At 33.0% G+C, this 18,217-nt stretch carries 18 protein-coding genes; 14 read left to right on the top strand and 4 right to left on the bottom strand.

What is annotated here, in order from left to right:
• Positions 1-22: 22 nt before the first annotated feature.
• From NAT47_RS11495 to NAT47_RS11505, 3 genes are all read right to left on the bottom strand, one after another.
• A complete protein-coding gene (locus NAT47_RS11495) occupies positions 23-553 on the bottom strand; it encodes an inorganic diphosphatase (protein ID WP_250582899.1) in 531 nt (176 codons plus the stop codon).
• 165 nt (positions 554-718) lie between these two features.
• Entirely contained in the window at positions 719-3,202 is a 2,484-nt protein-coding gene (locus tag NAT47_RS11500; protein WP_250582901.1) for a DUF5686 and carboxypeptidase-like regulatory domain-containing protein, read from the bottom strand.
• 59 nt (positions 3,203-3,261) lie between these two features.
• Complete coding sequence (locus NAT47_RS11505; RefSeq protein ID WP_250582903.1) at positions 3,262-4,239, bottom strand: pyruvate dehydrogenase complex E1 component subunit beta; 978 nt, start codon at positions 4,237-4,239, stop codon at positions 3,262-3,264.
• Between the two features lie 272 nt (positions 4,240-4,511).
• Between NAT47_RS11505 and NAT47_RS11510 the strand changes: the two genes are divergently transcribed.
• The 11 genes from NAT47_RS11510 to porT all read left to right on the top strand — a co-directional run bounded on the left by NAT47_RS11510 (position 4,512) and on the right by porT (position 12,809).
• Positions 4,512-5,258 (top strand): electron transfer flavoprotein subunit beta/FixA family protein, encoded by a 747-nt coding sequence (locus tag NAT47_RS11510; RefSeq protein WP_250582905.1) that lies wholly within the window; start codon positions 4,512-4,514, stop codon positions 5,256-5,258.
• A 25-nt stretch (positions 5,259-5,283) separates the two neighbouring features.
• Complete coding sequence (locus NAT47_RS11515; protein WP_250582907.1) at positions 5,284-6,252, top strand: electron transfer flavoprotein subunit alpha/FixB family protein; 969 nt, start codon at positions 5,284-5,286, stop codon at positions 6,250-6,252.
• A 179-nt stretch (positions 6,253-6,431) separates the two neighbouring features.
• Positions 6,432-7,052 carry a bifunctional nuclease family protein gene (locus NAT47_RS11520; RefSeq protein WP_250582909.1) on the top strand — a complete coding sequence of 207 codons (621 nt, stop codon included), beginning with the start codon at positions 6,432-6,434 and terminating at the stop codon, positions 7,050-7,052.
• 18 nt (positions 7,053-7,070) lie between these two features.
• Positions 7,071-8,330 carry a nucleoside permease gene (locus NAT47_RS11525; protein ID WP_250582911.1) on the top strand — a complete coding sequence of 420 codons (1,260 nt, stop codon included), beginning with the start codon at positions 7,071-7,073 and terminating at the stop codon, positions 8,328-8,330.
• 72 nt (positions 8,331-8,402) lie between these two features.
• Entirely contained in the window at positions 8,403-8,762 is a 360-nt protein-coding gene (locus NAT47_RS11530; protein WP_250582913.1) for a four helix bundle protein, read from the top strand.
• Positions 8,763-8,800: 38 nt separating this feature from the next.
• On the top strand, positions 8,801-9,625 hold the full coding sequence (locus tag NAT47_RS11535; protein ID WP_194094285.1) for a thymidylate synthase: 825 nt from the start codon (positions 8,801-8,803) through the stop codon (positions 9,623-9,625).
• Between the two features lie 134 nt (positions 9,626-9,759).
• The gene (locus NAT47_RS11540) at positions 9,760-9,933 is read left to right on the top strand and encodes a hypothetical protein (RefSeq protein WP_250582915.1); all 174 of its coding nucleotides are present in this window, start codon (positions 9,760-9,762) and stop codon (positions 9,931-9,933) included.
• Between the two features lie 8 nt (positions 9,934-9,941).
• Positions 9,942-10,466 (top strand): hypothetical protein, encoded by a 525-nt coding sequence (locus NAT47_RS11545; RefSeq protein ID WP_250582917.1) that lies wholly within the window; start codon positions 9,942-9,944, stop codon positions 10,464-10,466.
• A gap of 237 nt (positions 10,467-10,703) precedes the next feature.
• On the top strand, positions 10,704-11,189 hold the full coding sequence (locus NAT47_RS11550; RefSeq protein ID WP_250582919.1) for a dihydrofolate reductase: 486 nt from the start codon (positions 10,704-10,706) through the stop codon (positions 11,187-11,189).
• 194 nt (positions 11,190-11,383) lie between these two features.
• Entirely contained in the window at positions 11,384-12,115 is a 732-nt protein-coding gene (gene ubiE, locus NAT47_RS11555) for a bifunctional demethylmenaquinone methyltransferase/2-methoxy-6-polyprenyl-1,4-benzoquinol methylase UbiE (RefSeq protein WP_250582921.1), read from the top strand.
• Between the two features lies 1 nt (position 12,116).
• Complete coding sequence (gene porT, locus NAT47_RS11560) at positions 12,117-12,809, top strand: type IX secretion/gliding motility protein PorT/SprT (RefSeq protein WP_250582923.1); 693 nt, start codon at positions 12,117-12,119, stop codon at positions 12,807-12,809.
• On the opposite strand, the gene NAT47_RS11565 is transcribed toward porT, so the two are convergent.
• Positions 12,806-13,540 (bottom strand): TrmH family RNA methyltransferase, encoded by a 735-nt coding sequence (locus tag NAT47_RS11565; protein ID WP_250582925.1) that lies wholly within the window; start codon positions 13,538-13,540, stop codon positions 12,806-12,808. The two genes, porT and NAT47_RS11565, sit on opposite strands and share 4 nt — an antisense overlap.
• Before the next feature lie 36 nt (positions 13,541-13,576).
• Between NAT47_RS11565 and tamL the strand changes: the two genes are divergently transcribed.
• The 3 genes from tamL to accD all read left to right on the top strand — a co-directional run bounded on the left by tamL (position 13,577) and on the right by accD (position 18,206).
• The gene (gene tamL, locus NAT47_RS11570; protein WP_250582927.1) at positions 13,577-16,126 is read left to right on the top strand and encodes a translocation and assembly module lipoprotein TamL; all 2,550 of its coding nucleotides are present in this window, start codon (positions 13,577-13,579) and stop codon (positions 16,124-16,126) included.
• A gap of 48 nt (positions 16,127-16,174) precedes the next feature.
• The gene (gene fbaA / locus NAT47_RS11575; RefSeq protein WP_250582929.1) at positions 16,175-17,242 is read left to right on the top strand and encodes a class II fructose-bisphosphate aldolase; all 1,068 of its coding nucleotides are present in this window, start codon (positions 16,175-16,177) and stop codon (positions 17,240-17,242) included.
• A 109-nt stretch (positions 17,243-17,351) separates the two neighbouring features.
• Positions 17,352-18,206 carry an acetyl-CoA carboxylase, carboxyltransferase subunit beta gene (gene accD / locus NAT47_RS11580; protein ID WP_250582931.1) on the top strand — a complete coding sequence of 285 codons (855 nt, stop codon included), beginning with the start codon at positions 17,352-17,354 and terminating at the stop codon, positions 18,204-18,206.
• Positions 18,207-18,217: the final 11 nt, after the last annotated feature.

The raw sequence follows: 18,217 nt of genomic DNA on the forward strand, positions 1-18,217 counted from the left end.
TTTATTATTATGTTAAAAAAAATTATTTAATACTAAACAATCCTTCTGGTTTGTTTTCTAATTCTTCAAAACGCTTAGTACATTTAACTAAGATTTCTTTTGCTTCATTCACATCTCCCCAACCTTCAACATCTACTTTTTTGTGCTCTAAGTCTTTGTAAACTTGGAAAAAATGTTCGATTTCTTTAATTAAGTGGGGATTTACATCGCTTAAGTCGTTTAATTTATTCCAAATTGGATCTGAAACGGGTACACAAATTACTTTTTCATCCGGACCTTTGTCGTCTGCCATGTGGAAAACACCGATTGGTTTTACTTCCATCACACAGCCTGGGAATGTTGGTTCGTTGACTAACACTAAAACATCTAATGGGTCACCATCCAATGCTAATGTTTCTGGAATAAATCCGTAATCTGCAGGATACATCATTGAAGAAAATAACATTCTGTCAAAACGCATTCTTTTTAATTCAAAATCGTACTCGTATTTGTTTCTACTTCCTCTTGGAATCTCAATCAATACATCAAATGTAGTAATTTTATCTGCTGTCATTTTTCTTATATTTTAAAGCGGGTGCAAAGTTACCACTATAAAAAATCAGAAACAAAAGAGTTTTGCAAAAAAAATATAGATTTTACAAAGATTTAATCTTAAGTCCATAAAAACTTTTTATCAATATTTAAAAACATAACTAAACATTTATCTATTGTAAACAGTTTAGAAATAAAATCCAAAAGAAGCTTTTACCGTAAATTTATTAGCATCAGGTATATCTAAGTAACTTCCGCGCCAAGCAAAATCAATACGTAAAACTTTAAATATATTTCCAACCCCTGCATGATATTCCCAATAAACATCTTCTGGAGCTCTGTAAACTAATCCCGACGCATTGATGAATTTATTTTCATCTGAAACAGTTCCATAAACCCCTTTAACCCCAACAATTTCTCTCCAATTCAACTTTCTAAGCAAAGGAATTCGAGAAAACAATCTACCGTTAAAATGATGTTCAAAATGTAATGAAGCATATTGGTCAGCCACAAAGTCATAATAATTCAAGAGATTGTAGGTATTATCAATTATAAAATACGATTGATTTCCGGGAATTACCCCCATTAAACCTAGCGGAACTTGACCGAATATTTTACCTATTTCTAAAGTTGAAAATAAACGCCCAAAACCACCTATCAAAACTGGTTGACGATAATAAAATTGTAACTTTTGGTAATCGAAATCACTATTTAGAACACCTTTTAAACCTTGACTATAACTCAAGAAAATTCGGGCGTAATTATTATCTACTTCCAAACGTTCCACTCCATAACCAACAGTTCTTTTACCAGGTGTAAATTCTGCCACTAAATTAATTTCAGACTGTTTAATCTCGCCTTTAGTAGTGGATTGAGCAGTATCAACATAGTAATCTAAGCTAAATTGATTAGATGCAGATTTTAATGTTCTAAAAGAAAAATTGGTTTGAAAAGTTAAATTTTTTACAGGCTCAATTTCAAGACCTAAAGTAGTAAGATTTACCGAAGTTAACTTATTATTAGTTCCACTTGAAAAGAATGAAGACGAAGCAAAACTTCTCCCCAACACATCATTGGAAGTTGTTAAACTCACACCTATTTGTTCCACATCTCTTCTGTTTCCTGCAGACAAAATAATTCGATTCCTCTTGTTTACCATCCATTTTCCAGAAATCCCATATTTAAACTGATTATCTTTAAATCCGTAAGCGGTATAGCCTTGGAGTCTCCAAATATCATTAGAACCAAAGTAAGTCCTTCCCCCTACTCTAATTCTTTGTCCTTCAACATCATTATATCCAAAAGTTGAAAAAATAGGTCCGTAATCCAATTTTAGCTTGGGTATCTCGATATAGCCACTCCCTAGAATAGTAGCCAAATTATATATTCGTTTAAAACGAGGTACTTCTTTCAAAGTATCTAGCATTTTATAAATTCCAGCTTCATTTTTATTTAGATTTTCAAATCGATTTTCTTCCCAAAACTCATTCGATTTATTGAAAACCGAGTTATCATAGAAATTAACTTCTTGCTTGTAAAATTTGTCTTCTTTTTTAATGTCAAACTTATGATTTCTGGCCAATGTAGTTCGTTTACCATAAACTCCTTTTGATTCTTCCTTTTTAGAAAAACTAAAATCCGACATCATGTAATCACGCGTTAACAGAAATACGGAATCATTCAGAACCTCGTACTCTTGCTCAATATAAATTTCTTTAACCCAGTTTATATTAGCACTTTTACTAGCTTCAAGATTGATTTTTTTGATTGCAAAAGTGGTGTCGTTTACCCAAAAATCACCTTTAAAAGTAAGCTCATTTTTACGTCGTGGATAATACACAATATTATAACACCACTTATTATCAATAAACATACTATCGCTAAGAACATAATTGTACACATTGATTCCAGTTCTTGATAATGGACTTACAAAATCTTTATCAAAAAACTTTAAGTAATTATCGTAAATATCAAATTCTGCATACAAATCTTTAATAAAAGTGTTCACACCATCTCCTGTACCTAAACCAGAATTTTTATTAGCTGTCGTAATTTCTTTGTATTTTTTTTGCTGATTATCCCCATAAACTTCACTCAACGTTTCATTGATGAAAATGGGTAAAAATGTCTTACCCGAGATATTAGACGTATCAATCTGCTTGAAAATAAACTCCATTCCTTTGAACACTTTACTATTCATAAAGGCAGAATCTATAGTATTCAAATCAAATTCTACTTTTTCATACTTATCATATTGATATTGTTTGAACATTTTGAGACCATTCTTTCTTCTTCTTTCCCAAATTTTTCTCAAAATATCTAAAGCAGGATTATTCTTTTTAGAAGTTTTTCCATTGTAAATAACCACTTCTTTTAATTCGGTTCCGGACTTCAACTGAATTTTCAACCCCGTATTTAATCCAGGTTTCAATGCTATTTCTTTCTTTTCATACCCCACAAAAGAAACTACTAGAGTAGCGTAATTTCCTTTAGACTCAAAATAGAAATTTCCATTTTCGTCTGTAATTACACCCTCACTAGAGTTTTTAAATACAACATTAGCAAAAGCAACCGGAACACCTGATTCGTCAATCACTTTCCCACCAACCTTTGTTTGTGAAACAACTACAGAAGTAATAAATAAAAAGAATATTATAATTTTTGTTTTCATAGTAAAAAAAAACTTCATCAGAGAGTACTGATGAAGTTTCAAATATAGTAAGTTAATTGCTATTTATACATAACTTTTTTTACCGCTTTGATTACATCTTGCGCATTAGGTAACCACTCTTTTAATAAAGCTGGAGAATAAGGCGCTGGTGCATCAGCAGTTGTAATTCTTTGAATTGGCGCATCTAAAAAATCAAAAGCTCTTTCTTGAACCATATAGGTAATTTCAGAAGCTACGGATGCAAATGGCCAAGCTTCTTCTAAAACCACTAAACGATTTGTTTTCTTTACCGAATTAATGATGGTATCATAATCCATTGGACGAACCGTTCTCAAATCAATAATTTCACAAGAAATACCTTCTTTCGCTAATTCTTCTGCGGCAGCATAAGCTTCTTTAATAATTTTCCCAAAAGAAACTATAGTTACATCACTTCCTTCTCTTTTAATATCCGCAACACCTAGTGGAATAGTATACTCTCCTTCAGGCACTTCACCTTTATCACCGTACATTTGTTCAGATTCCATAAAGATTACTGGATCATTGTCACGGATGGCTGATTTCAATAAACCTTTTGCATCGTATGGGTTTGATGGCACTACCACTTTTAATCCAGGACAGTTAGCATACCAATTTTCAAAAGCCTGTGAGTGAGTAGCTGCTAATTGACCTGCAGAAGCCGTTGGACCTCTAAATACCATTGGCATTGGAAATTGACCGGCTGACATTTGGCGCATCTTAGCTGCATTATTAATAATTTGATCAATCCCTACTAATGAAAAGTTGAAGGTCATAAATTCCACAATTGGGCGATTCCCATTCATAGCCGAACCTACTGCAATTCCAGCAAAACCCAATTCAGCAATTGGTGTGTCAATAACACGTTTGGGTCCGAATTCATCTAACATTCCTTTTGAAGCTTTGTAAGCCCCATTGTATTCTGCTACTTCTTCACCCATTAAATATATCGATTCATCGCGACGCATTTCTTCGCTCATCGCTTCACAAATAGCTTCTCTAAACTGTATCGTTCTCATGAAATTAATTTCTTTGAATTATGATTGGCAAAAGTAAGAAAAATTAAATTATTCCAATTGCTTATTAAAAAAAATGAAATCTGTCTCTACTACAACCTTGTAGTATTAAAAAATTATATTTTAGTTGCAATTTCACCTTATAATTTTAAACAATTCGTAAGAAAAAGATAATTTTCATGAGAAATAAATATTTGTTATGCGTGCATAGTTTTTAATTCAAAATTATTTTATATTTTTGGGTCTGAAAATATTCACTTATAAAACATACAAAAATGAAAATATTAGTTTGCATCAGTCATGTACCTGATACTACTTCAAAAATTAATTTTGTCAATGGCGATAGCGAGTTTGACACAAACGGAGTTCAGTTTGTTATTAATCCGAATGATGAATTTGGTTTAACAAGAGCGATTTGGTTTAAAGAACAACAAGGGGCCAATGTTACTGTAGTTAATGTTGGTGGTGCTGATGCTGAAGCAACTTTAAGAAAAGCTTTAGCAATTGGAGCGGACGAAGCTATTCGTATTAACGCTAACCCTACAGACGGAATGTTTGTAGCAAAACAATTGACAGAAGTTGTTAAAAACGGAGGTTACGATTTAATTATCGCTGGAAAAGAATCTTTAGACTACAACGGCGGAATGGTTCCTGGAATGATGGCTGCGATGTTAGGTTATAATTTCGTTAACGCTTGTGTGGGTATCGATGTAAACGGAAACGAAGCAAAAGTTACCAGAGAAATCGACGGAGGAAAAGAAATTGTATCTGCAAGCCTTCCTTTAATCATTGGTAGTCAAAAAGGAATTGTAGAAGAAAAAGATTTACGTATTCCAAACATGAGAGGTATCATGATGGCGAGAACTAAAGCTTTAACTTTAGTAGAGCCAACAGGAGATGCAACAGCAACTAAAGCTGTTAAATTTGAAAAACCAGCTGCAAAATCAGCTGTTAAATTAGTAAGTGCTGATAATTTAGATGAGTTAATCAGTTTGTTACACAACGAAGCTAAAGTTATCTAATTTCAAACCATTAAATTAAAGAATCATGTCTGTATTAATATATGCTGAATCAGCAGAAGGAAAAATTAAAAAAGTTGCTTTAGAATTAGCTTCATACGCGAAAAAAGTAGCTGCTTCTATGGGAACAACAGTTACTGCTGTAACTATCAACAACTTTGACAATAGCGCTTTAGCTGCTTACGGAGTAGACAAAGTATTAAACGTTTCTAACGATAAATTAAACAATTTTAGCGCTAAAGCTTACGCTGATGTAATTGCTCAAGCTGCAAAAAAAGAAGGAACTCAAATCGTATTAGTTTCTTCATCAACAGATAGTATCTATTTAGCACCACTTGTCGCTGTAGCTTTAGAGGCAGGATATGCTTCAAACGTTGTAGCGCTACCTGTTAGCACTTCGCCATTCCAAGTGAAAAGAACTGCTTTCTCAAACAAAGCGTTCAACATTACTGAAATTTCAACTCCAGTTAAAGTTTTAGGAATTGCTAAAAACTCTTTTGGACTAGTGGAAGATGCCGTTGCAATGACAGAAGAAGCTTTCGCACCATCATTAAATGATGCTGATTTTGGAATCAAAGTGGAAAATGTAGAAAAAGTAACAGGAAAAGTTACTATTGCTGATGCTGAAATCGTAGTTTCTGCAGGTCGTGGAATGAAAGGTCCAGAAAACTGGGGAATGATTGAAGAATTAGCTTCGGTTTTAGGTGCTGCAACAGCATGTTCTAAACCTGTTTCTGACATCGGATGGAGACCTCACAGCGAGCACGTAGGACAAACTGGAAAACCAGTAGCTTCCAACTTATATATTGCAGTAGGAATTTCTGGAGCTATTCAACATATTGCAGGAATCAACTCTTCTAAAGTAAAAGTAGTGATCAACACAGACCCTGAGGCTCCTTTCTTTAAAGTAGCAGATTATGGAGTGGTAGGTGATGCATTTACTGTAGTTCCTCAATTAATTGAAAAATTAAAAGCCTTTAAAGCGAGCAACTCTTAAAAAAATTAGTTGTTCAAAAAATATAATTAAATTAAAATTAGAGTTATCTTTGTTTAGATAGCTCTTTTTTTTATTTTTGGGCCAAATGGCTAACCGTTTTTCAGTTAGCCATTTTCTGACTTTGTGATGTTTAAAATCTCCATCACCCTTTCAGAAAAAATGATAATTAACCTATTGAAATGAGTTTAGTAAAATTAACCATAAAAGGAATCTCTTACAGCCAAACACAAAATGGTGCTTATGCCTTGATTTTAAATGAGGTAGATGGTGAACGAAAACTTCCAATTGTTATTGGCGCTTTTGAAGCCCAATCGATTGCTATTGCTTTAGAGAAAGAAATAAAACCACCTAGACCTTTAACGCACGATTTATTCAAAAATTTTGCAGATCGATTTGATATTGTGGTAAAACAAGTCATTATTCACAAGTTAGTCGATGGTGTTTTCTATTCGAGTATTATTTGTGAAAGAGATAAAATTGAAGAAATTATAGATGCTAGAACTTCGGATGCTATTGCTTTAGCATTACGATTCAATGCTCCTATTTTTACCTACAAAAACATTTTAGATAAAGCTGGTATTTATTTAAATGTAAATCCAGTTGATAAAACCGAACATTCGGAAAACGATGATATATTATCTTCTGTTGAAGATTATGATGATGATGTTGTAGTTCCGGCAGATAATTTTTCAGGATATTCTTTAAAAGAATTGTACGACAAACTCGAAGAAGCGGTTCAAAACGAAGACTACGAAAAAGCAGCGAAAATTAGAGACGAAATCTCAAAAAAAGAATCTTAAAACTTTAATGAAACAAACATGAATGTAAAATTCAGATTAACGATAATGAACTTTTTCCAGTTCTTCGTTTGGGGAGCTTGGCTTATCACAGTAGCAAACTATTGGTTTGGAACTAAAAATTGGGACGGCGCACAATTTGGAGCTATTTTTTCTACTATGGGAATCGCTTCGATTTTTATGCCAACGCTTTGTGGAATTGTTGCCGACCGATGGATAAACGCCGAAAAATTATATGGAGCACTTCATATTTTAGGAGGATTAACTTTGATGTATGTTCCACAAGTTAGCAATCCATCCGATTTCTTTTGGGTGATTTTAGTAGCGATGATTTTCTACATGCCAACCATTGCGCTTTCTAATTCCGTTGCTTACAACGCTTTGAAAAAAGGTGGTTTAGATGTGGTAAAAGATTTTCCACCTATTCGTGTTTGGGGAACTATTGGTTTTATTGTGGCGATGTGGATTACTAACTTAACTGGAAACAAAGCTTCGGAAAATCAATTTTACATTGCTGCTATTGCTGCTATTTTCTTAGGATTGTATTCTTTTACCTTACCAAAATGTGAACCCGAAGGAAAAACAGCAGAAAACAAATCGTTTATGGAACTTATGGGATTGAGTTCGTTTAAATTATTTGCCGATTATAAATTAGCCTTGTTCTTTATTTTTAGTATGTTCCTTGGAGCGGCTTTACAATTAACAAATGCTTATGGCGATGTGTTTTTGGATGATTTCAAACACAACCCAATTTATGCTGATTCATTAGTAGTAAAATATTCGACTTTAATTATGTCGATTTCTCAAATTTCGGAAACATTATTCATCTTAGCTATTCCGTTTTTCTTGAAACGTTTTGGCATCAAACAAGTAATGTTGTTTAGTATGATTGCTTGGGTTTTACGTTTTGGATTATTCGCTTATGGAAATCCGGGAGAAGGCTTATGGATGATTATTTTATCTTGTATCGTTTACGGAATGGCATTTGATTTCTTCAATATTTCAGGTTCATTATTCGTAGAAACCTCAACCGATTCTAAAATTCGCTCTTCGGCACAAGGTTTATTTATGATGATGACTAATGGTTTTGGAGCCGTTTTAGGAAGTGTTGTCAGCGGACAAATCATTAGTTTATACTTTACCGATGCTGCTACAGGAGAAAAAGATTGGCACAACATCTGGTTAACGTTTGCAGCTTATGCATTAGTAATTGCTATTGCTTTTGCAGTTTTATTCAAACACAAACATAATCCAAAAGACGTTTCAAACATTTCACATTAAAAAGGTGAAGGTTTTTTGGTGAAGGGTAAAAGGCAAAACATTGTGTAAAAGAAAAATATTTTTAATTTGAGCATGAGAAATTTTAGAGAATTAGATATTTGGAAAGAAGGCAGAATTATTGTCAAATCCACTTATTTACTGATGAGAGAAATGCCAGATGCTGAAAAATTCGGCTTGACTTCTCAGATTAAGCGTTCTGTTATTTCAATCCCTTCTAACATTGCCGAAGGTTGTACAAAAAGTTCCGAAAAAGACTTATGTAGGTTTTTAGAAATCAGTTTAGGTTCTTGTTTTGAATTAGAAACACAAATACTACTATGTTCAGATGTAGAATATTTAACTGAAGATTTAGTACTAAAGCAGATAGAGTCCATTCAATTACTCGAAAAAAGAATTTCATCTTTCATGACATTCCTTAGAAAAAACAATTAACCCAAAACCTTTAACCTTTTACCCAACACCCAAGAAAAATGCAACAATACCACGATTTAGTAAAACACGTATTAGCAAACGGCAACCAAAAAGGCGACCGTACTGGAACTGGAACACTTAGTGTTTTTGGGTACCAAATGCGTTTTGATTTAAGCGAAGGTTTCCCAATGGTAACTACAAAAAAGCTGCACTTAAAATCAATTATTTACGAATTGTTATGGTTTTTAAAAGGCGATACCAATATCAAATATTTACAAGAAAATGGTGTGAAAATTTGGGACGAATGGGCAGATGAAAATGGCGATTTAGGTCCGGTTTACGGACACCAATGGCGCAATTGGAACAGCGAAGAAATTGACCAAATTACCGAATTAATCGAAACCTTAAAAACCAATCCAAACAGCAGAAGAATGTTGGTTTCCGCTTGGAATCCTAGTGTTTTGCCAGATACTTCGGTTTCGTTTGCGGAAAATGTTGCCAATGGAAAAGCGGCTTTACCTCCATGTCATGCCTTTTTCCAGTTTTATGTGGCAGATGGAAAATTAAGTTGCCAGTTGTATCAACGCAGTGCTGATATTTTCTTAGGTGTTCCGTTTAACATTGCATCTTATGCTTTATTTACGATGATGATTGCCCAAGTTTGCGATTTACAAGTGGGCGAATTCATCCACACCTTTGGTGATGCACACATTTACAACAACCATATCGAGCAATTACAATTACAATTATCTCGCGAGTGCCGACCTTTACCAACGATGAAATTAAACCCAGAAATTAAAAATATTTTCGATTTCAAATTTGAAGATTTTACGTTAGAAGGTTATGACCCACATCCGCATATTAAGGGAGTTGTGGCGGTGTAAGAATTAGATAAACAACTATGTTGAGCAAAGCTATCCAAATATGGTTAGCTATATTCAAGTAAATTAATAAAAAACTGAGCATATATAAAAGTTGGTAGTAATTTTGCCTCAGAAAAAACTTAAAAATCAACAAAATGACATTTGAAATCGTAAAAAGTTTATTAATCCCAATTATTATGATTGGTTTTGGAATATTCATAAAAAACACTGAAAATGCAAACTACCAAAACGTTAAAAAATGGTGGAAAATTTTAGTTATTTTAGGTATCATATCTTTGATTTTGAAAGTTATTAATTTATACGTTTAAATAAATCTATGAGTTTAATAAAAATTTCAAAAAGAAATAAAATTATCGTTTCATTGATTGCTACAATTCTAATTTTTGTTGGATATTATTTAGCTATTTATAAATCATTTAGTTATCAATCAAATAATGATACAATTGGAAATATAATGATGATAATTTCAATTGGTCTTTTTCCAATGCTTTGGTTGAATATTTCAGAAAACTCTAAATGGAAAAAATATGTTTATGTTATACCAATGGTAATTGTAGGTATTATTATTGTAATTGTAACAATTACTAAAAAGAAAGAATATTTAGAAAAAGAATTAGATAAATATGGACAAAAAGCTGTCGGAAAGATTATCGGATTTGAGGTTGAACACACTAGAAGAAGTAAATTTGAATATGCAACGTTCAAATATAAATATAAAAACAAACAATTTATTCAAAAAACCGAAAATTTTGACAATGAATATAAAATCGACCAAATTTTGAACCTCAAAATATCGAAAAGAAATCCTGAAATGTTCAAAATAATAGAAACTGAAAAATAAAAACTACTGCCAACAGCGTTTGCAAGAAATGGCGAGAAATGTGCTAAATTCACGTTTATTTTCCACAAGAAATTTTATCTTAGCAGAAAATACACAATTCCGAAGTTCGCCACTTGTTGAAGCCGCCAAACGTTAAATTCAAACTCAAAAAAGTAATTTATGGCTACTCGCTATTTTTCTCCATAAAGAAAAATAATTCCCCCCAAAATACTTACCTTAGCGATTCAAATTATTACTATGTTAACCATAATCGCAGCGGCATCTGAGAATAACGCTTTAGGAAAAGACAATCAGTTGGTTTGGCATTTGCCAGATGACTTTAAGCGTTTTAAAGCCATCACGTCTAGTCATTACATTGTAATGGGAAGAAAAACCTTTGAAAGTTTTCCGAAACCCTTACCTAATCGTACCCATATTATTATTACGCGACAAAAAGATTACCAAGCTCCAGAAGGATGTCTACTAGCAAGCAGTTTACAAGAAGCAATTGAATTGTGTCCAAAAAATGAGGAAGTTTTCATCATTGGCGGAGGCGAAATCTACAAACAATCTATCGAAATTGCCAATAAAATCGATTTAACTCGCGTGCATACGACTATTGAAGCCGATACTTTTTTTCCTGAAATCGATACAGATAAATGGGAATTGGTTTTCGAAGAATTTCATTCTAAGGACGAAAAACACGATTACGATTTTACTTTTTTAACGTACGTTAGAAAATAGTTTTTTAGAACGCGGATGACGCAGATTTGACAGATTTCAACGGATTTTTTAATTTTCTTAAATCAGTGTTTCTAAAAATAGGCTCTTAAATCAAAATTGACATTGAATTTGAATTTTGAAGTTGCTATTGAAATTGAATTTTGCCCTTGTATTTGATTTTTTATCAGTACTTTTGTGTTCCAAAAAATTGCAAAATGTCAAAAAATATTACGCCATATCAAGATTCTAACTTAGGGAAAAAAGAACAAGTTGCTCAAATGTTTGATACCATTTCTGAAAATTATGATGGGTTAAACCGAGTTATTTCTTTTGGAACCGATGCCAAGTGGAAAAAGAAAATCTTAAAAATGATTGCGGCAAAACAACCGAAAACCATTTTAGATATTGCTACTGGAACAGGTGATTTAGCGATTTTATTTGCCAATACTTCGGCTACTGAAATTATTGGCTTAGATATTTCGCAAGGCATGTTAGACATTGGGAAGAAAAAAATTGCAGCACAAAAACTAGATTCCAAAATTCAAATGGTTTTAGGAGATGGCGAAAACATTCCCTATCCTGATAATTATTTTGATGCCATTACCGTAGCTTATGGTGTTCGTAATTTCGAAAATCTTGAAAAAGGCCTAACTGATATTTTAAGAACATTAAAACCTGGAGGACAATTGATTATTTTAGAAACTTCGGTTCCTACACAATTTCCGTTCAAACAAGGGTATTATGTTTATACCAATTTCATTATGCCAACCATCGGAAAATTATTTTCAAAAGATAAAAAAGCCTACCAATATTTGTCTACTTCGGCACAAAATTTCCCTTTTGGAGAAGCTTTAAACAATATTTTGAGAAAAATTGGGTTTATAGAAGTGAAGCATCTCCCTCAAACATTTGGAGTAGCCACTATTTATCAAGCATCTAAAAAATAACATGAAGAAGTTACTGGTTTTATTTCTTATTTCGCCCCTACTTTTTGCTCAAGAAGGCATGTTCAGTAAAGACCCAATTATCAACAAAGAAAATTGGAACAAGCAACGTATTCATTGGGGTTATTTTCTTGGATTTAACAGTTTAGATTTCAAAACAGATTACTTATCCGTTACCGAAGATATTGAAGTTAAAAGTACTACCGGTTTTAATGTAGGATTGATTGGAAATCTTAGACTAGCTGAATATTTTGATTTACGTTTTGAACCTGGTTTATACATTACCCAACGAAATTTAACTTATCCAAACATCCTAGACGCAGGTGACCGATTGAGAGAAGTAAAATCAACCTATATCTTTTTTCCGCTTTTATTAAAATATTCTGCTTTACGAACAGGTAATATCAGACCTTACTTGATAGGCGGTGTTTCAACTGCTTTAAATTTAAGCAGTAATGCCAATGTTACAGAAGACAACTATAATGAACGCTTTAGAATGACCAAATGGACAAACTTTTATGAAGTAGGTATTGGAATTGACTTATACTTTGAATACTTCATTTTTTCTCCTTCCATCCGTGGTGTTTTCAGCATGAACGATGAATTAATTCGTGATAACGACCCGAATAGTCCATGGACTGGAAATGTTCACGAAATGAAAACCCGAGGATTCTTTATCAACTTTGCCTTTCACTAAACTGAAAAACTGCGTTTAAATTCACTTAAAATAATAGCGGTTGCAGTAGCTACATTCAAACTTTCTGTAATTTGAAGATTTCCAAAACGTGGAATTGCAATTCGAGAAGTAACTAAAGCTTCAATAGAAGAGGAAATTCCGTTGGCTTCATTTCCCATCACAATGATTCCTTCTTTTAGTAATTTTTCTTGATAAATATTATTCCCATCCATAAAAGTACCGAAAACAGGTAATTTAGTTTGAGATAAAAAGGCTTCTAAATTCCCATACACAACATTCACTCTACTAATAGACCCCATCGTAGCTTGCACTACTTTTGGATTGTAAATATCAACAGAAGCTTCAGAGCAAAATAAAGTTTCAATTCCAAACCAATCACACAAACGGATAATTGTACCTAAATTTCCGGGATCGCGAACGTCGTCCAAAGCCACTATCAATCCTTTTTCAGCTAAAGGCTTTGCGGCTGGAATTTTAAAAACAGCCAAACAAGTATTGGGCGTGGTTAACACGCTTATTTTTTTCAATTCAGCCTCAGAAATGGCATGAACTTTGTCTTTTGAAACCGTATGAAAATCGTCTTTTGTAGTAAACAAATCTTGCAACTCAAAGTTAGATTGCAATAATTCTTGAACCACCTTTATGCCTTCGGCAAAAAAAAGTTGTTCTTGTTTTCTATATTTTTTTTGTTGTAAACTCGTTATTAGTTTAATTTGGTTTTTACTAACCATAAAAATTGTATTTTTGACTAACTTTTGAAAAGCACCTTGGGAAAATATTTATCAAAAATAGTATTATTATTTGGAATCGGAACAATAATTTATTCGTGTTCGTTAGTAAAACGTGTACCCGAAAGCAAACAATTATTAACCAAAAATGAAATCTTTGTTAATGATAAATTAGCAAAAGAAGACCGCATTAATAATTTAGTAGTGCAACAACCTAATACTAATTTTCTAAGTTATCCCTTTGGCTTAACCTTATACAATTTAGCCAAACCTAATCCGGATTCCTCTTATCAGGCATGGTTAAATAGAAAACCAAATCGGATTAAAAGATTGAACAATTTTCTTTCTGCTAAGCAAGTAGAACGTTTAGGCAAATCGTTTTTTGTGAGTGGGTTGTCAAATTTTGCAAAAGAAACTGGTGAAGCTCCTGTAATTATCGATTCTAAAAAGGTAACGAAATCAGAGGAACGATTAAGCGGGTTTTACTACAACAATGGTTTTATTCGCAATAAAGTCACCAGCAAAATTGATTCTGTAGGTAAGAAAAAAGGGAAGGTAATTTATACCATTACCACAGGAAAACCTTATTACATAGATTCGATTACCAAAATTATTGAAAGCCCTATTGTGGATAGCTTATATGCTACAATTGAAAAAAAATCTTTTGTAAAAAAAGGAGAGCAATACAACTTCACTAATTTTGATACCGAGCGAAAAAGAATCACTCAATTTTTAAGAAATAATGGCGTTTATCATTTTCAAGAGAGTAATGTCCGATATGATGCTATAATTGATGATTCAATCCAAAAAATGGCCATCAATTTAAAGATTGAAGATCGATTGGTTAAAGATGGAGATACGTTAATTAAAAAACCATTTTCAGTCTATAAAATTAGTCAAGTTAATGTTTTTACCAACAATACTTCTCGAAAAGAACGCAATCAATTTAACGACAGTATTACGTTTCGCAATTTCAACATTTATAGTGCCGGAAAACTAAAGTATAAACCAAAAGCGATTACCAATGCTATATTCATTGAACAAGGAAAACTATTTAGTGATAACGACAGAACGTTAACTTCTAAATCATTGAGCAATTTAAAAGTTTTTAACTATCCAAATATTGAATACGTTGAAGACAAAAGAGATACTACTAAATCATCATTAATTGCTAATATTTATTTAATTAGTAAACCCAAGTATATTTGGCAACCTTCGTTAGATTTTACCACATCCGATATTCAACAGTTCGGAATTAGCGGAAGAATGGCATTCACTTGGAGAAACTTATTCAAAAGAGCCGAAACTTTTGAATTATCAGCAAAAGGAAATATTGGTTCGTCAAGAGATTTAGCGAATCCAAACAACGTGTTCTTTAATATTTCGGAGTATGGATTGGAAGCGAAATTGAATTTCCCAAGAATTGTTTTTCCAATAGATACTAGAAAAATAGTCAGAAAAGAAATGCTGCCAACCACTACAGCAACCATTGGTATTACTAGCCAACGCAACATTGGACTTGATAAAGAAAACTTAACCGGAGTTTACAGTTACAATTGGACACCTAAGCAAAACAATAGCATTCGTTTGGATTTATTGAATGTACAATTCATTAAAAACTTAAATCCTGGAAATTATTTTAATGTATATTCATCATCTTATAACACTCTAAATAATTTAGCTCAAAGCTATAATGTTGACCCCAATAATTTAGAAAACGGAAGCTTAACAACGCAAGGGGCTATCAATTTTATTAACGATGTTAGAAGTGGATTAACCTCTTTAACTCCTGATGATAATGAATACAAAATCATACGAAGTATTGGAGAGAGAAGAAATCGTTTAATCGAAAACAACCTTATTGTTTCTACTGGTATCACCTTCTTCAAAAACACTAAAGCGAACTTATTGGATAACAACTTTTATTCCATTAGAACTAAAATTGAATCTGCAGGAAATATTTTATCGCTTTTAGCTGGAACAAAAAATGAGCAACTAAGCACTAATGGCAATAAAACATTATTTGGAATCGAATATTCACAATATATAAAAGCTGAAGTAGATTACATCAAACATTGGGATTTTGGCAAGAAAAACACACTAGCCATGAGAGCATTTGCAGGTTTAGCTGTTCCTTACGGAAATGCAAATTCTATCCCTTTTTCACGAAGTTATTTTTCAGGAGGTTCAAACGACAACAGAGGATGGCAAGCCTACAGCTTAGGTCCAGGTAGAAGTGGTGGAATAAACGATTTTAACGAGGCCAACTTAAAATTAGCCTACAGTTTGGAATATCGTTTCAGAGTAGGTGGCAACTTCTATAGTGCTTTCTTTGCCGACATTGGCAATATTTGGAACGTATTTGATAACATCAAAGACAAAGATTACACTTTTAACGGAATAAGCTCACTAGAAGATTTAGCGGTTGGTTCTGGAATAGGATTACGATATGATTTTGATTTCTTCGTATTTCGTTTCGACTTGGGTTACAAAGCCTATGATCCGGCTAGAGAAGTGGGTGACCGATGGGTAAAAGGAATCAACTTTAGCAAAACGGTGCTAAATTTTGGTATTAATTATCCGTTCTAATTTTTTAAATTATTATTTTTGCACATCTATAACCAAAAACGTACAACTATGAATCACAATATTAAACCTGGTGTTGCAACCGGAGATCAAGTACAAGAAATCTTTAATTACGCTAAACAAAAAGGATTTGCATTACCTGCTGTTAATGTTGTAGGGTCTAGTACCATAAATGGTGTTTTAGAAACAGCTGCTAAATTAAATGCCCCAGTTATCATTCAATTTTCTAATGGAGGTGCTCAATTTAATGCTGGAAAAGGTTTGTCAAACGAAAACCAACAAGCAGCTATTTTAGGAGCAGTTGCGGGTGCAAAACATATACACACTTTAGCAGAAGCTTATGGGGCAACGGTTATTTTACACACCGATCACTGCGCGAAAAATCTTTTACCGTGGATTGATGGTTTATTAGATGCTTCTGAAAAACATTTTGCTGAAACTGGAAAACCATTATATAGTTCTCACATGATTGACTTATCTGAAGAACCAATCGAAGAGAACATCGAAATTTCTAAAAAATATTTAGAAAGAATGAGCAAAATGGGCATGACATTAGAAATCGAATTAGGAATCACTGGTGGTGAAGAAGATGGTGTGGACAATTCAGATGTAGATAGCTCAAAATTATATACGCAACCTAGCGAAGTAGCCTATGCTTACGAAGAATTAATGAAAGTAAGCCCAAGATTTACTATCGCGGCTTCTTTTGGAAATGTGCACGGCGTTTACAAACCAGGAAACGTAAAATTAACTCCAAAAATTCTTAAAAATTCGCAAGAATACGTTCAAAATAAATTCAATACAGGACATAATCCTGTGGATTTTGTTTTTCACGGAGGTTCAGGTTCGACTTTAGAAGAAATCAGAGAAGCTATTTCTTACGGAGTCATTAAAATGAATATTGACACGGATTTACAATTTGCTTTCACAGAAGGAATTCGCGATTATATAACCTCTAAAATTGATTATTTAAAAACGCAAATCGGAAGTCCAGACGGAGCAGACAGTCCAAATAAAAAACACTACGACCCAAGAAAATGGGTTCGTGAAGGAGAAGTTACGTTCAACAAACGTTTAGAACAAGCTTTTGCCGATTTAAATAACGTAAATACTTTATAAGTACGAAGTACAAAGTACGAGGTACGAAGTTTAAAATTTATTATTAATTGAAATTAGATAAAGTTAAGGTCTTCCTTCCAACTTCTAACTTCTAACTTCTAACTTAATTATGGCTTGGTTTAAAAGAAAAGAAAAAGGGATTACAACTCCAACAGAAGCTAAAAAAGATATGCCAAAAGGTTTATGGTATAAATCGCCTACAGGAAAAATTGTTGATCAAGACGAATTAGCGAGAAACTTATGGGTAAGTCCTGAAGATGATTATCATGTACGTATTGGCAGTAAAGAATATTTCGAAATTTTATTCGACAACAATGAGTTTACAGAGTTAGATGCAAATTTAACTTCTAAAGACCCGTTAAAATTTGAAGACACTAAAAAGTACAGTGAGCGTTTAAAAGATGTGATGGCTAAAACCAAACTTAAAGACGCGATTCGTACCGGTGTTGGAAAATCGAAAGGAAAAGAGCTAGTAGTTTCTTGTATGGATTTTGCTTTCATTGGCGGTTCTATGGGAGCGGTTGTAGGTGAAAAAATTGCAAGAGCTATTGATTACTCTATTAAACACAAAATTCCATTTGTATTGATTTCTAAATCAGGTGGTGCTCGTATGATGGAAGCTGCATTTTCATTAATGCAATTAGCTAAAACCTCAGCAAAATTAGCGCAATTAGCAGAAGAAAGAATTCCATACATTTCATTATGTACTGATCCAACTACTGGTGGAACTACTGCTTCTTATGCAATGCTTGGAGATATCAACATTGGCGAACCAGGAGCATTAATTGGTTTTGCTGGACCTCGTGTTGTAAAAGACACTACTGGTAAAGATTTACCTGAAGGTTTCCAAACTTCTGAATTCTTATTAGAGCACGGTTTCTTAGATTTCATCGCTCACAGAAAAGAATTAAAAAACAAAATCAACTTGTATTTGGATTTGATTCAAAATCAAGAAATTAGATAAAAACTAAAAAA

The organism is Flavobacterium fragile (assembly GCF_023634865.1).
Taxonomy (GTDB): domain Bacteria; phylum Bacteroidota; class Bacteroidia; order Flavobacteriales; family Flavobacteriaceae; genus Flavobacterium; species Flavobacterium fragile.

Coding starts and splice junctions, on each gene's coding strand:
- NAT47_RS11495 (WP_250582899.1), bottom strand. CDS start 553: ATGACAGCAGATAAAATTACTACATTTGATGTATTGATTGAGATTCCA.
- NAT47_RS11500 (WP_250582901.1), bottom strand. CDS start 3,202: ATGAAAACAAAAATTATAATATTCTTTTTATTTATTACTTCTGTAGTT.
- NAT47_RS11505 (WP_250582903.1), bottom strand. CDS start 4,239: ATGAGAACGATACAGTTTAGAGAAGCTATTTGTGAAGCGATGAGCGAA.
- NAT47_RS11510 (WP_250582905.1), top strand. CDS start 4,512: ATGAAAATATTAGTTTGCATCAGTCATGTACCTGATACTACTTCAAAA.
- NAT47_RS11515 (WP_250582907.1), top strand. CDS start 5,284: ATGTCTGTATTAATATATGCTGAATCAGCAGAAGGAAAAATTAAAAAA.
- NAT47_RS11520 (WP_250582909.1), top strand. CDS start 6,432: ATGAGTTTAGTAAAATTAACCATAAAAGGAATCTCTTACAGCCAAACA.
- NAT47_RS11525 (WP_250582911.1), top strand. CDS start 7,071: ATGAATGTAAAATTCAGATTAACGATAATGAACTTTTTCCAGTTCTTC.
- NAT47_RS11530 (WP_250582913.1), top strand. CDS start 8,403: ATGAGAAATTTTAGAGAATTAGATATTTGGAAAGAAGGCAGAATTATT.
- NAT47_RS11535 (WP_194094285.1), top strand. CDS start 8,801: ATGCAACAATACCACGATTTAGTAAAACACGTATTAGCAAACGGCAAC.
- NAT47_RS11540 (WP_250582915.1), top strand. CDS start 9,760: ATGACATTTGAAATCGTAAAAAGTTTATTAATCCCAATTATTATGATT.
- NAT47_RS11545 (WP_250582917.1), top strand. CDS start 9,942: ATGAGTTTAATAAAAATTTCAAAAAGAAATAAAATTATCGTTTCATTG.
- NAT47_RS11550 (WP_250582919.1), top strand. CDS start 10,704: ATGTTAACCATAATCGCAGCGGCATCTGAGAATAACGCTTTAGGAAAA.
- ubiE (WP_250582921.1), top strand. CDS start 11,384: ATGTCAAAAAATATTACGCCATATCAAGATTCTAACTTAGGGAAAAAA.
- porT (WP_250582923.1), top strand. CDS start 12,117: ATGAAGAAGTTACTGGTTTTATTTCTTATTTCGCCCCTACTTTTTGCT.
- NAT47_RS11565 (WP_250582925.1), bottom strand. CDS start 13,540: ATGGTTAGTAAAAACCAAATTAAACTAATAACGAGTTTACAACAAAAA.
- fbaA (WP_250582929.1), top strand. CDS start 16,175: ATGAATCACAATATTAAACCTGGTGTTGCAACCGGAGATCAAGTACAA.
- accD (WP_250582931.1), top strand. CDS start 17,352: ATGGCTTGGTTTAAAAGAAAAGAAAAAGGGATTACAACTCCAACAGAA.